This window comes from candidate division KSB1 bacterium, assembly GCA_034506255.1.
Classification (GTDB): Bacteria; Zhuqueibacterota; Zhuqueibacteria; order Zhuqueibacterales; family Zhuqueibacteraceae; genus Coneutiohabitans; species Coneutiohabitans thermophilus.
In genome coordinates this window covers 219,519-233,102 of the sequence record JAPDPX010000008.1, presented here as the reverse complement: position 1 = coordinate 233,102, position 13,584 = coordinate 219,519, and the positions used below count along the sequence as shown (strand labels likewise).

The 13,584-nt window shown below is 56.6% G+C and carries 8 protein-coding genes and 1 pseudogene; 1 reads left to right on the top strand and 8 read right to left on the bottom strand.

The window, feature by feature from the left end:
• Window positions 1-107: 107 nt before the first annotated feature.
• Window positions 108-3,335, bottom strand: a complete 3,228-nt coding sequence (locus tag ONB52_17410) for an alpha-amylase family glycosyl hydrolase (GenBank protein MDZ7417913.1) — start codon at window positions 3,333-3,335, stop codon at window positions 108-110.
• 242 nt (window positions 3,336-3,577) lie between these two features.
• Window positions 3,578-4,078 carry a gluconokinase gene (locus ONB52_17405; protein MDZ7417912.1) on the bottom strand — a complete coding sequence of 167 codons (501 nt, stop codon included), beginning with the start codon at window positions 4,076-4,078 and terminating at the stop codon, window positions 3,578-3,580.
• Window positions 4,079-4,201: 123 nt separating this feature from the next.
• Here ONB52_17405 and ONB52_17400 point away from each other — a divergent pair.
• Window positions 4,202-5,042: pseudogene (locus tag ONB52_17400) on the top strand (IS5 family transposase).
• Between the two features lie 80 nt (window positions 5,043-5,122).
• Here the strand turns inward: ONB52_17400 and ONB52_17395 are convergent.
• From ONB52_17395 to ONB52_17370, 6 genes are all read right to left on the bottom strand, one after another.
• Entirely contained in the window at window positions 5,123-6,394 is a 1,272-nt protein-coding gene (locus ONB52_17395; protein MDZ7417911.1) for a lactate racemase domain-containing protein, read from the bottom strand.
• A gap of 7 nt (window positions 6,395-6,401) precedes the next feature.
• Window positions 6,402-7,853: a decarboxylating NADP(+)-dependent phosphogluconate dehydrogenase gene (gene gnd / locus ONB52_17390; protein MDZ7417910.1), complete on the bottom strand. Its 1,452-nt coding sequence runs from the start codon at window positions 7,851-7,853 to the stop codon at window positions 6,402-6,404.
• Between the two features lie 86 nt (window positions 7,854-7,939).
• Complete coding sequence (locus ONB52_17385) at window positions 7,940-8,773, bottom strand: SDR family oxidoreductase (protein ID MDZ7417909.1); 834 nt, start codon at window positions 8,771-8,773, stop codon at window positions 7,940-7,942.
• Between the two features lie 149 nt (window positions 8,774-8,922).
• The gene (locus ONB52_17380; GenBank protein MDZ7417908.1) at window positions 8,923-10,527 is read right to left on the bottom strand and encodes a glycoside hydrolase family 28 protein; all 1,605 of its coding nucleotides are present in this window, start codon (window positions 10,525-10,527) and stop codon (window positions 8,923-8,925) included.
• 93 nt (window positions 10,528-10,620) lie between these two features.
• Entirely contained in the window at window positions 10,621-11,472 is an 852-nt protein-coding gene (locus ONB52_17375; GenBank protein ID MDZ7417907.1) for a fumarylacetoacetate hydrolase family protein, read from the bottom strand.
• Between the two features lie 193 nt (window positions 11,473-11,665).
• On the bottom strand, window positions 11,666-13,375 hold the full coding sequence (locus ONB52_17370; protein ID MDZ7417906.1) for a hypothetical protein: 1,710 nt from the start codon (window positions 13,373-13,375) through the stop codon (window positions 11,666-11,668).
• Window positions 13,376-13,584 lie beyond the last annotated feature (209 nt).

Sequence of the window (13,584 nt, the reverse complement as noted above, 5' to 3'; positions counted from 1 at the left end):
AAATCGGGCACAAGGCTGGCATGTGCCCCGGCGGATGGCCCTGGCGGGTGGCACCCGCCAGAGCGCGCCCGGTGGTGGCATTATTTATCCACAACAAGCGGTGTGTGCTACTTGGCGAGCAACATCTTCCTGGTCAGCACCACTTTATCCGCCTGGAGGCGATAAAGATACACCCCACTCGCAACCTGCCCGCCCTCGCTGTCGCGGCCATCCCAAACCACCGTGTGCGCGCCGGCAGCGACTTCCGCATCAACCAGCGTCCGCACCACCTGCCCGAGCATGTTGAAAATCTGCAGCGTGACACGACCGGGTTGTGGAATTTGGTAAGTGATCGTCGTCGTCGGATTGAATGGGTTCGGATAGTTGGCCAGCAATTCATAAGCCGTCACGGGTGCCGTCGCGACCTCTGCATCAGCCGGCGCTGCCTGCTTCACCACGCCGAGTGCGCCGTAATAGGCAATTTGCGTTTTGTCGCCGCCGGAAGCAGCGGAGGAAGTTTCGGCATCCAAAGAGTAGAGACGGCTGTTGCTCGGCAGATTGACCGTCATCGCGGTGACCACGTCCGAAGCCGCCGAGCTGGTCATCACACCGGTGCGGTAGATGCGTGGCACATACGAGCCGCTCGAGCCGGTGAAGCCGGCGAGATAAAGCCGCTGCGTGTTTGCATTCCACGACACGTCCCAAACCGACATGCCGCTCGGCAGGCCGCTGCTCGCGACCGATGAGAAGGTTGTGCCATTGGTGGTTTGATAATATTTCGAGGAGCTGCCGACCGCATAGCCCCAGGTGCTGTTGATCATTGTGATGCTGTAAAAAGGCGAGGCGGTCGCAGTACCGCTCCAGGTCGGCGAGGCGCTGGTGCCGTTGCTGGTGAAGTAGATGCTGTTGCCGCCGGTGGCATACGTGCCGCAAATGTAGACGATATCCGCCGTCACAACATCGATGCCGTAAAACGCCGTCGATGATGACGTACTGGTGCTGCCCATCGTGCCGCCGTCAATGCGCGTCCAGGTCGCACCGCCATCGGTGGAGCGCACCACGCGCACGCGTCGCGAGCCGGAAGTGACGTAACCGACGGCATAGAGCGTGTTGCCGATGCCATCGACTTTGCGCCAAATCGGCGTTGGTGACATGCTCGGCGCCACCGAAACCCACGAACTGCCGCCATTTGTCGTGCGGCGAATGGTGTTGCTCGCGCCGACCACCACCACCGTATTGGCATCGACTGCCTTGACGCCGTACAAAGCGTTCGACGTGCCGCTCGTCACTGCACTCCAGTTGAGACCGCCGTTGGTGGTTTTTGCAATCTTGCCGCTCGTCGCCACCGCCCAACCCGTGTCTTTGTCGAGCATGTCAACTTCGTTGAACGTGTAAGTTGAACCCAAACCACTGACCCCGGCTTGCGCCCAACTGCCGCCATCCTCCACCCACACCGCATAGCTGCGCGCCGGCAGTTCGAGATACACCTGACTGCTGACATTAACGGTCAACACAGCGGTGGTGGAATTGCCTACAACATCGACCAGCGTCGCGCCAACCGGCAAGCTCGTAGTGTTGACGCCATGCGTGACTTTGAGCTGCTCGCCGGCAAAGTTGATGGCGACGATCACATCGCGTCCGGAAACCGCGCCGCGCAATTGATAAAGCAGCGTCGTGTTGGGATAGCCGCCGGTGTAGGTGGCGCTGTAGGGTGTGCCGATGCGGCTGAGATAATCGCGGCTGCTCGCGCCATAGATGTAATTCCTGTGAATCTCGATGAGCTGGTCGATTTTGCCTTTGAGACTGCTGTAGTAATCCGGATAGAACACACTGGCCACGCCGAGCTGGTTGTTGGTGAGCGTGTAGGCGTAGGCGAGAATCGGATCGTTGTCCACCGGCTGGCCGGGATCGCGAAAGTCGTGATTGTTGACGAAGGTCACCGCATAATCGCCGCTCACGCCCTGGGCATCGACAATGCTGGAGGTGAACACATGGCGCGCATCATAGCCATAAAGATCACAGGCCTTCTCCAGGGCATCGCGCAGCGCGAAATCGAACACCCGCGGCTTGATCGCAGCCTGCGTGCCGGCATCCATGTAACTCTTCACATCATCCACCCAGTCTTTGAGGATGTAGGAGTTCGAATCGAACCATTCACCCACCACCATGCCGGGATCCATGCCATTCGCGTGCAAATTATCGAGCAGGTCGCCGACGAATTGCGGCGTGAAATGCTTGACCGCATCCATGCGCAAACCGCGAATGCCGACGTTGCTCCACATCCAGCGCGTCCACGCAAACAACGTATCGCGCGTGCTCGGCACGGTTTGATCATAATCGTAGAAAAAGTACATGTAATCCCAATCGCCGCAGAGACAGGTGGGATTGCCGTTGGGTTTGAAATTGGTGTGATTCATGTCGCCGCGGCCGCTGGGCATGCTGGTGAAATCGGTGTAGGTTTGATACTTGATCGCGCTTTGATGATTGCTGCCGTTGTACCAAACTTCATACACGTAATGATCGGTGTAGCCGCTGGAGTTGCTGGTGTAGATCCAAATCGTGTCGCCGGCGGCGTTGAAATCGCTGCTGCCGAGCGTGAGCGCGAACTCGTCGATTTTGCAGCCGAGCGCGTCGATGTTGGCCTGCATGTCGATGCCCAACGCGATCACATTGTTCGGCTCACCGCAGCCGCCGCCGCCGTTCGGCTCGGATTCATTTTGCGGCGGCTGGCCCTGATAGCCGACGACATTGGTTTGCATGTAAATCTTGTAGGGCTTGTTGTAAAAATTGGAATGCTCGGAGGCGGATTTGAATTTGAAATAATATGTGCCCGTGCCGCGGCCGGTGGCGCCGCCGATGGGCAAAATGCAGCGATAGCGATCCGAAGGATAGGGTTGATCGCCGGCATTCACTTTCGCGGCAGTGTAGTTTTCAATCCAGCCTTCGACAGAAGGATTGTTTTCCGCCTTGCCGCCGTCACGGTGGTTGTAAATCATGTCCGCGACAGCCTTGATGCCATAGGTGTTGAAAGTGGCGAGGAGATCGTTGACGTCAGTGCGCGTGCCGAAGCGTGTCGGGCCGCCGCCAAATTCACCGAGATCGAATAAATCTTTCGGATCATAGCCGTTGCTGGTCTGGCCAAAACTGGCGCGAGAGAGCGGCGGCAGCCAAACGTAAGTAAATCCCGCGTTCGCCAGCGCCTGTGCTTTGGCGCTGAGCGTGTCCGCCCACACGTAGCCATCGGCCGTGCCGGGATAATTCCAATACCAGCCCTGCAGCATGAAGTCTTGTGGCAGTGCCGCTTGCTGCCAACTCAACAACAAACCCACCCCGACGCCCAACACGAGTCTTCTCATGGTCGCGCTCCTTGTCTGTGAGAGGTCAGACTTGTATCTCTTCTGAACGTCTGAAAAATGGGCAAAGGATAAACAGAAGCGGAGGAAATGTCAAGGTCGATCTGCAAAGCGGCAGTTTCTCGGGCGGCTTTGCCAGGAGGCAAAAACGACGGCGGGAAATTCGCAGATGGCGGCCAGTCGCTGCCGCGAGATGCGGCAGGGCGGGCGGCAATCGCGCTGGTGCCGGCCTGATCTTGAGCGGCTCAGGTATTCGGCTGCCGCAACTGCAACTCCGACAGGATCCGCGCCACGATGGCCGCGGGAGGTTGTGCAATATCGACGGCGCGCGCGTCGGCCGGCTCTTCCAACGCTTCAAACTGGCTGGCGAGCAGATTGGGATTCATGTAATGATTCGTGCGTGCGGCCAGCCGCCGGGCGATGGTGTCGAAATCGCCCCGCAAAAAAACGAAGCGCACCTGCACCGGATCGACCCGCAAGCAGTCGCGGTATTTTTGTTTCAGCGCCGAACATGCCAGGACGCCGGACTGACCGGCGTTCAACTTTTCGCGAATCAAATTTTGCAGCGTCAGCAGCCAGGGTTCACGATCTTCATCCGTCAGAGGAATGCCGGCGCGCATTTTTTCCACATTGGCGGCCGGATGAAAATCGTCAGCATCGTAAAACGGCCAGTTCAGCTCCTGCGCCAGTTGCCGGCCGATCGTGGTCTTGCCGCAACCAGTGACGCCCATCAGAATAATGATCATCGATAATTACCAATCGAGCTTTAGAGTCTATCCGAAAACCAGAAAGTTCGTAATATCAACAACTAAAAGTGCGGCAAAAATACATGCCAGATTTTTATATTTATTTTCCCAGCTTTCATTGGCATGAATACCACTCATGCTAATGAATTCGACGTGAATCCCGGGTTCTTACCCAGCGAAGAACTCTGGCAGCTCGTTGAAATGTTGCTGCCACCTTGGCCAGACAAACCAAAAGGTGGCAGACCACCGATGCCGGACAAACAAGCCTTCCTTGCCATCCACTATATCTTTATATCTTGGTGACCGGTATCCAGTGGAAGGCCTTGCCGCGCTCGTTCGGTGCGCCCAGCACCGTTCATGATCGTTTCCCAAAATGAGTGCGGTTGGGCCTGTTTTTGGATCTTTGGCGTCTGGGCGTGCATACTTATGACCATGTCCTCCCTCTGATGTGGGAGTGGCAAGTTATGGATGGTACCATCACGAAAGCCCCTCTGGGGGGCGAAAACACTGGCCCCAATCCCACCGATCGCGCCAGGCGAGGTACCAAACGGCATCTTCTGACCGATGGCCGGGGCATTCCGCTGGCACTGGTGGTGAGCGGAGCCAATCGTAATGATTTCAAAGAAACCAAAGCAGTGTTGGACAATCTCGTGATGGCACGCCCCCAACCGACCACACGCAAGCAACAAAACCTGTAGGCTGTGATTATCCGGAAGTGGCGAAAATCGTGGCAGCATACGGTTACACCGCACACCTGCGGCGCCGCGGTGAAGAGCACGCACAGGAAAAGAACATTCCGGGTTATCGCGCGCGGCCCTGGGTGGTGGAACGCACACACAGTTGGATGAATGGAAATCGCCGGCTGCTCATTCGTTGGGAAAAGAAGACGGCCAATTATGAAGCCTTTCTCCCTCTGACGTGTGCGATCATTGCCGTTCGCCGTACCCTCGCGGTTTTCGGATAGGCTCTTAGCAAGAGTGTCCGACTTTAGGGGTGCACTTCAGATGCCACCAGAGTAACACGTTCGGACAGTTGGACAAGTTGTTATGCATGCTGCTTGAAAGGATCATCCCGCAAACGATAAAGAATCTCACCGGCTTTGGGAACGAAGAGAATGCCTTCGTCTTCGCGATCCTGCCATTCTTCGATTTTGATCGCAGCCGGATCGCGATAGCCGAGATTGATGCTGCGGCACACCTCCGCGGGAATCTGCGTGGCGAGCACGACGTTTATGCGCGGTTTTTCGATGCCGTTCTCGAACGTTCCCACTCCCTTCACATGCGTGGCGTGCGCCAGTATGCCACCGGGCACGTCGCGAAACTTGTCCATCTGCTTCAAAAAATAATCGCGCACGTGATAGCCGATACGCCGGATCTCATCGCCGTGTGACACGGAAATCTCCCTGATGTGCGGCGCATAAATGATCAGCTCGCCGCCGTCGGTGACCACGGGTTCCAGTTTGTAAGTGCATTTGCCGCCCACCCACAAGTCGTTGTACATCGCCGGCGCGCAGGAGAGAACTTTTGCAAAAGGCCGCTCTTTGTAAATGATGTGAATCTCCCGCGACAGATCGGCCGCCGCGCTCCACGCTTCCTCCGGTGTGCCGATGTACAAACCGGCGAGATCACTGCCTTTCACCACCAGGGCCAGACACATCCGCTCAACCGGCACGAATGCCGCGGCGCGATCGACGACCCGCCGCACCGGCGTGTGCTTTGTCCCAATGATCACCGGACTGGTGATGAGCGCGCCCAGCCAGTGAAACATGTCGATGATTTCCCTGCCCGCGATGCCGGGAAAGAGATATTTGTTGCCGCCGGAAAAACCCACCACCTCGTGCGGAAAAGTCGGCCCGATGATCATCAGCAGATCATAATCGAAAATCATTTTGTTGATGGTGATCGTGACCGGCTCGTGCATCATGCCGTTGGAAATCTCCGCTACTGTGTCCGCGGCAATCGTGCCGAGGCGGGCAAGTTGCTGCGCATCATTCCAGGCGTGGTTGAAGATGCGCGCTTTGGCATATCGGGTGCGCAATTCCCCGTTGCCCAGGCCGAGCCGCTGGCTGATGCCGGCCTCGGACAACGGCGGATGGGTGCCGAGCGCGATGAGAAAATCCAAACGCGCGACGCGATCGGCGAGCAACTGATAAACGGTGCGGAACATCAGGTCGATGGGCGCGCTGCGCGTGTTGTCGGGAATGATCGCGAGAATGCGCTTGCCGGTGAGACTGCGGCTTTCAAATGCCTGCGCGCATAATTCCAAAACCTGCGCCGCCCGGAGCAGTTCGTGTGGCGAGCCTTTGCCGATGAGCATGCTGGTCTCAGTTGTTGTACTTGCCTGCGGTCACGTCACCACCGCGGCCGGTCCAATTGGTGTGAAAGAACTGACCGCGCGGTTTGTCAATGCGCTCGTAGGTGTGCGCGCCGAAATAATCGCGCTGCGCCTGCAGCAAATTCGCTGGCAGGCGTTCCTGGCGGTAGCCGTCGAAAAAGCTCAACGCCGAGGCCATGGCCGGAATCGGAATGCCCAGCGCGGTGGCCTGCATCACCACGCGGCGCCACGCCGCCTGCGCCGCCATCACCTGTTCGCGGAAGAAGGGATCCAGCAACAAATTGGTGAGATGGGGATCGCGCTGAAAGGCGTTGCGAATGTCGCCGAGAAAAACCGAGCGGATGATGCAGCCGCCGCGCCACATCAGGGCGATGCCGCCGTAATTGAGATTCCAGTTGTATTCTTGGGCGGCGGCCCGCAACAGCATGTAGCCCTGCGCATACGAGATGATTTTGGCCGCGTACATCGCCTGTTCGAGATCAGCAATGAACTCGTTCCTGTTGCCGTCGAATTTCGTCTGTGGCCCTTTGAGCAGCCTTGCCGCCTGCACCCGTTCCTCCTTCATCGCGGACAACGCGCGCGCGTACACCGCTTCGCTGACCAGCGTGATCGGAGTGCCCAGGTCCAACGAGGAAACGACGGTCCACTTCCCGGTGCCTTTTTGTCCGGCCGCGTCGAGAATGAGATCGAGCACCGCCGCGCCGCTCTCGTCGCGATAACCCAAAATGTCGCGCGTGATCTCGATGAGATAGGAATCGAGCCTGCCCCGGTTGAAGCGTGCAAAAACCTCGTGCATCTCATCATTACTCATGCCCAGGCCGCGCTTCATCAGATCGTAGGCCTCGCCGATGAGCTGCATGTCGCCGTATTCGATGCCGTTGTGCACCATTTTGACGTAATGGCCGGCGCCGTTCTCGCCCACCCAGTCGCAGCACGGCTCGCCATTCACTTTCGCGGCAATGGCTTGAAAAATGGGCTTCACGAATTCCCAGGCTTGGGGGCTGCCGCCCGGCATGATCGAAGGTCCGTGGCGCGCGCCCTCCTCCCCGCCGGAAACGCCGGTGCCGATGTACAGCAGGCCCCTGCTCTCGACATATTGCGTGCGGCGAATGGTGTCTTGATAATTGGAATTGCCGCCGTCAATGATAATGTCGTCCGCTTCGAGATGCGGCAGCAACAGCTCGATAAAATCATCCACCGCCTGTCCGGCCTTCACCATCAGCATCACCCGGCGGGGTTTTTTCAAAAGGGCGGTCAACTCGGCGATCGAGTGCGTGCCGATCACATTGGTGCCCCGGGCAGCACCATTGATGAACTCGTCGACCCTGGAAGTCGTGCGGTTGTAAACGGCAACCGTAAAGCCGTGGTCGTTCATATTCAAAACCAGATTTTGGCCCATCACGGCCAGACCAATCAAGCCGATGTCGGCTTTTCCGTTCATGCGCATCATTCTCCTGAAAGAAGTTCATAAAAAGACGGTTCGGCGTGCGCAATCGCAGTGGGCGGGACACAATCTTTGCACTCCGGTTATACGCCGCTGAACGCCGAAAACCCGCCGTCTACCGGCACCACGACGCCGGTAACGAATGCCGAAGCCGGCGAGAGCAGCCAGAGCGTGGTACCGAGCAGATCCTGCGGTTTTCCAAATCGCCCCATCGGCGTGTGCTCAATGATTTTTTTCCCACGCGGCGTCAATTCACCCGTTTCTTTGTCTGTGAGCAGGAAACGATTCTGCTCAGTTAGAAAAAATCCCGGGGCGATGGCATTGACGCGGATGTTCGGGGAATATTCCTGCGCCATGTGAACCGCCAGCCATTGCGTGAAATTGCTCACCGCCGCTTTTGCCGCCGAGTATGCCGGAATGCGGGTCAAGGGCCGAATGGCGTTCATCGATGACACATTCAAAATCACGCCCTCTTTTTGTTCGGCCATATACTTCCCGAAAATTTGGCTCGGCAAAATGGTACCCATCAAGTTCAAATTGATCACCCATTCCAGCGCTTCCTTCGACAACTGAAAAAAAGATTGCTGGGGACTCGTGGTGGCGCGGGGATTGTTGCCGCCGGCGCCGTTGACCAAACCGTCAATGCGTCCGAATGTTTTGATAATTTCATCCGCCGCCTTCCTCAGCGTGCCAGCCTCACACACGTCGCCGTGGACGACGATTGCCCGGCCGCTGCAGTTCGCGATGCGCGCGAGCAGCGGCGCAGCAGTTTCGGGTGTGCGGGTGAGGAGGGCGACATTCGCGCGGCAGCCGGCAATGGCACACGTCATCTCCCTTCCCAAGACGCCGGTGCCACCGGTGATCACGAACGTGCGACCGGAGAGATCATATAGCGTGTTCAGTTGTTCGAGGGTCATCAGATAAACTCATTGCAGGAAAAAATTGGCAAAACCATATTGAACAAACTTTTTAAAAGAGCGCCGCGGCGACTTTGACAGACTTGACATTTTTTAAATGAAACAAAATTGCCTTTAAAATCAATACCTTTTCATCTCTTCCGGCCTTTTTATTTCAACCGGTTCGATGCTTGATAAAACGTTTTCTTCCGCACCTCGCGATCGATCACAAAGGCATTTTGCGCCATCGCCAAATCGCTGTTCATCACGGCAACGTTTTGCGTGTCCCTGCCTGTGAGATGGAGAAAAACGTGCGTGCCGGCCTCGGCACGGCAGGCGTTGAAAAAAACATTGCGCGCCTGTTCGAGATGAATCGTCGCCAGCGTGCTGTTCAAGCCCGCGGCGCGGCCCGCAAATTCCATGATCGTCACCGCTTGCACGTGCGCGCCCCAAATCGCATGTCGCTGCCGCTCGGCGCTTTCATGCTCGACTTCGATTTGAAGATTTTTGATCGTCAAGCCGTTGATGTGCGCAAACGTCCAATGCGCAGGCACGCCGGCGAAATCGGTTCCGGGAGGCGGCGCAGCCAGATTGCGAACGCCGCGCGGCTTGGATTTGCCCTGCACCTCGTCGCACGACGGCACGACCATGCGAATGTTTTCGAGCGCAATGTCTTCGAGGGGCTGCTCGCGGATGCCCGCAATCAGGCAATGCCCGCCGGTGGTGATCGTCAAATTGCGCAAACTCATCCAGCTGATTTTTCCCAGCGCGGAAGCCGGCGTGCGTTTTTCAATGTCCATGAAAATCGGATAAACCGTTCGGCGGCTTTCCGACCACGACGCATTTTCCAAAATGACGTCGGAAATCCGGATGTTGTTGTAATGGCCGCCATCCTTCATGAAAAACGCGATGCCGTAGGTGCTGTTGCGGATGATGCAATTCGCGATCGTGATGAATTTCATGTCGCCGTGCGAGCGCGTGCCGAATTTGATCGCCGAATCGTCGCTGATCAAAATGCAATTGGAGACCGTCACGCTTTGCACCGGCTCGTTCGGGAAATGCGATTTGAAGCAGATCGCGTCGTCGCCGGTGTCGATGAAAGCGTTGGTGATCTGCACGTTCGATGAAGAGTTGACATCGATGCCGTCGGTGTTCGGGCCTTGGCGATAATTGAGAATCTTGATGCCGTCGATGCGCGCGCGGTTGCTGCTCAAAATGTGCAGCGCCCAAAACGGGCTGTTTTGCAGCGTCACGTTTTCGATCGTCACGTCCTCACAAGTTTCGAACTCGATCATCTGCGCTGGACGAGGCCGCGGCAGAAAATTTTCATCCCAAAACGCACGGCCGTTGCCGTCGATTCTGCCCTTGCCGGTGATGCCGACATGGCTTGCCTTCTGCGCATAGATTAAGTGCAAATTGCCGGTGTCTTGATTGCTCGTGCCCAAAAGCTGCGCCTCCAAATCCGGCCTCAGCGCGTACGGTTTGTAATCCGCGAGATTGGCGCTGCCAAGAAGTGTCGCGCCGGCTTCGAGATGCAGCGTGACATTGCTCTTCAACACCAGCGTGCCGGAGAGATAAGTGCCGTTGGGAAAATAAACCGTGCCGCCACCCTGCGCGTGGCAGGCGTCGATGGCCTTTTGTATCGCCTCGGTGTCGAGTTTCTCGCCGCTGCCGCTCGCGCCGTGGGCTTTGACGTTGACAACGGCCTCGAGGCTCTGCGCGATGACGAGACTCGGATCAAGCCTGAGCAACGGCATGAAGATGAATAGAGTCATGCATTTAAAATTGAAAAGCATAATGTTTACTCCATCTCTATTTTTCAGTCCAAACATTTTTCCGCCATCGCTTTCATTCAAATCAATTAGTTCCTACTTCACGTAATTCACCAGCTCGCCGATATGCTCGATTTCGATTTTCACCACGTCGCCGGGTTTCATCGCCGCCGAACCTGCGGGCGTGCCGGTGGCGATGACGTCGCCGGGGTTGAGCGTCATCACTTGCGAGATGTAACTGATGAGAAACGGAATGCCGTAGCTCATCTGCGAGGTGCGCGCGTCCTGCTTTTTTTCACCGTTCAAAGTCGTCGTGAGGCGCAAATCACGCGGGTCGATCTCGGTGACGATCCACGGGCCGAGCGGGCCGAAGGTGTCGAAGCCCTTGCCGCGCGTAAATTCCGGATCGCTTTGGGTGAGATCGCGTGCAGTCACGTCGTTGAAGCAGGTGTAGCCCAGCACGCAATCCAGCGCGTTTTCCGGCGTGAGATTTTTCGCGTGCTTGCCGATGATGATGGCGAGCTCGCCTTCGAATTCCACCTGCCTGGACAAGCCGTGCGGGTAGCGAATGGTGTCGCGATGCGCGATGATCACCGTCGGCGGCTTCAGAAACACCAGCGGATCGTTGCGTTGCACCTGGCCGCCGACTTCCTGCGCATGCTGCGGGTACGTCCAGCCGAAGTTGATCACCTTCGACGGTTCGGCCGGCGCGAGAATTTTGAGGTGCGCCAGCGGGAGGATTTTGCCGTCAAGCTCATACTTGCCGCGCGCGAACGCCTCGATGCCGCCTTTCAATTGATGCACTTTGTCTTCTTTGACGAGGCCGTAATGCACCGCGCCGGCCTGATCCTGATAGCGCACGATCTTTTTGGATTCGGCGGAAGCCAGCGCACAATTCAGCGCCACGGCGACAAATACAAGGTTGATCAAAGTACGAAAAATATTCATAACTCAGTATGAATTTAGCCAAGCGAACTCGGAGTGCAAAACTTTAGTTTTGCAATGCTAAAGCATTGCACTCCGGTTCAGATCGCTAAATTCATGCATAACTCATGACTTTGTTTTTGGGGACGCAGATTGGCGCCGATGCCCGCAGATTGTAAATCTGCGGGCATCGGCGTTTTGCTTTTTGTTATTCGCTTCAAGCCCCAATTCGCGCCAGTAAAACGGCAACCAGGATAATCCCCGCTACCAAACCCCACGCCGCCATGAATCCCAAAATATCGATGCGATAGCGTTTGAAGCTGAAGGTTTTGGGCAGGTCCAGCAAATCCACCAAGAGCAGGGCGTGCCCTTTCTCTTCGAGAGATTCCGTTGGCGCGGGCGCGAAACCGGATGGGCGCGGCACCGGCCCGGCGTAGCTGCCGCCTTGATGAATGATCTCAATGCCGGCGTTGCGGAGTTTATATTCTTCACCCACCGGCGTGTGGAGCAAGGTGTAAAAGGCGCGCAGTTTTTCTTCCGGCTCCGGTTTGGTAAGCAGGCTGGCGATGATAAAAGCCAGCACCCCGGCGGGAAGATAAAGCGCAATCTGATTTTCAATCGGCCAGTCGCGTGATTGTGTGTAAAAGGAAAGCGTCGAAGTCACCATGACGCTCACCCAAAGTCCGTAGCGATTCCCCCGCCGCCAGAAAATGGCCATCCAAAACGGAATGCCCATAAAGGCCATGATTTTCCAAATGAACTTCAAGCCGGAGACGACGTCGGACAAAACCAGAGCGAACAGAATGCCGGCGCCGACGACGAGAATGGAGGACCAGCGCGCCACTTTCATCTCGTGCTCTTCGCGGGAGCTTGACGCAAAAAACTTTCGATAAAAGTTGCGGGTGAATAGAGCCGAGCCATCGATCATGTAGGCATCGCAAACTGCCATCAATGAGGCAACCATCGCCGCGATCATCAGTCCTACTAATCCGGCGGGCAGCAAATTTAAAATCATCATCCCGAAAGCTTGCTCGCGTTCGGCCTCGGCCAGCCCGGGATAGAGCGCCAAAGCAAACAAGCCGGTAAAAGCCCAGCAGAGAGTAACGAAGCGCTTGACAATATTGCCGTACGTCCATCCGGTGCGGCAACTGATTTCACTCTTTCCGGCGCCGCCGATGGCTGTATGATGCGGCATCGCCACGACGCCCACCAAGGCATTGATGGTGACCATTGTGATGAAGAATAACGTGACTTCGAATTTCGCCACCAGGGAGAACATCTCCGGCGCCAGCTTTTGGTGCAATCCCGCAAAGCCGCCGGCCTCGCTGAAAGCAAATGGCAGGAGCAAAAGCGAAAGGATGACGAGCATGGCGCCTTGTAGGAGCTTGGTTTTTACGGCGGCAACCAAGCCTCCTGCCGCGCTGTAGGAGACGAAGACCGCGGTGGCGACAAAAATCGTGAGATTGGCCGGAATCTGCCCTTTGGTCAGTGCTTCGACCGTGGTTCCGGTGCCCCGCAACACCATGCCGATCTCGACCGAAAAAAAGAGCAGCGCGACGAAGGTGTAAAGTGCACCCGCAGCTTTGCCATAACGCTGTTCAAAGAAATCGCCGGTGGTGAGATAACGCAGCCGGCGGTAGATCGGCGCAATGATCCAATAAAACGGCGTGCTGAAAATGTAGAGCCATTGATACCACACGCCGGACAGGCCGACTTGATAGGACGCGCCGGTCACCGCCACGGCTTGATCGGCGCGCGTGCCGACACTGAACGCTTTGACCATCATCAACAGCTTGCCAAAGCGCCGCCCACCCATGAAAAAATCGCCGACGTCTTTCACCGATTTCGAGGCGCGCAGGCCGATGCAGGTGATGCCGGCGAGGTAAAACAGAATAACCGCAAAGTCGAGTGGAGTCAGGCCGGCCATGGTTGATGCAGAACAGTGATCAGTTCATGTCAATCTGTTACAAGTCAAATCTTTGCAAAAAAATTTTCCAACGGATAGAAAAACCCAGCGGATAAGGCTTTGACAGTTGGGTTCTTCTATCCATTAGAGATTTTCTTTTGGGTTGCGGCTTGTCCGCATTGGGTTAAGCGCGAAATGGGCTGAGATAAATTTTGTCCCGAAGAATTCAA

Coding starts and splice junctions, on each gene's coding strand:
- ONB52_17405 (MDZ7417912.1), bottom strand. CDS start 4,078: ATGATCATTATTCTGATGGGCGTCACTGGTTGCGGCAAGACCACGATC.
- ONB52_17395 (MDZ7417911.1), bottom strand. CDS start 6,394: ATGCTCATCGGCAAAGGCTCGCCACACGAACTGCTCCGGGCGGCGCAG.
- ONB52_17375 (MDZ7417907.1), bottom strand. CDS start 11,472: ATGAATATTTTTCGTACTTTGATCAACCTTGTATTTGTCGCCGTGGCG.
- ONB52_17370 (MDZ7417906.1), bottom strand. CDS start 13,375: ATGGCCGGCCTGACTCCACTCGACTTTGCGGTTATTCTGTTTTACCTC.
- ONB52_17410 (MDZ7417913.1), bottom strand. CDS start 3,335: ATGAGAAGACTCGTGTTGGGCGTCGGGGTGGGTTTGTTGTTGAGTTGG.
- gnd (MDZ7417910.1), bottom strand. CDS start 7,853: ATGAACGGAAAAGCCGACATCGGCTTGATTGGTCTGGCCGTGATGGGC.
- ONB52_17385 (MDZ7417909.1), bottom strand. CDS start 8,773: ATGACCCTCGAACAACTGAACACGCTATATGATCTCTCCGGTCGCACG.
- ONB52_17380 (MDZ7417908.1), bottom strand. CDS start 10,527: ATGACTCTATTCATCTTCATGCCGTTGCTCAGGCTTGATCCGAGTCTC.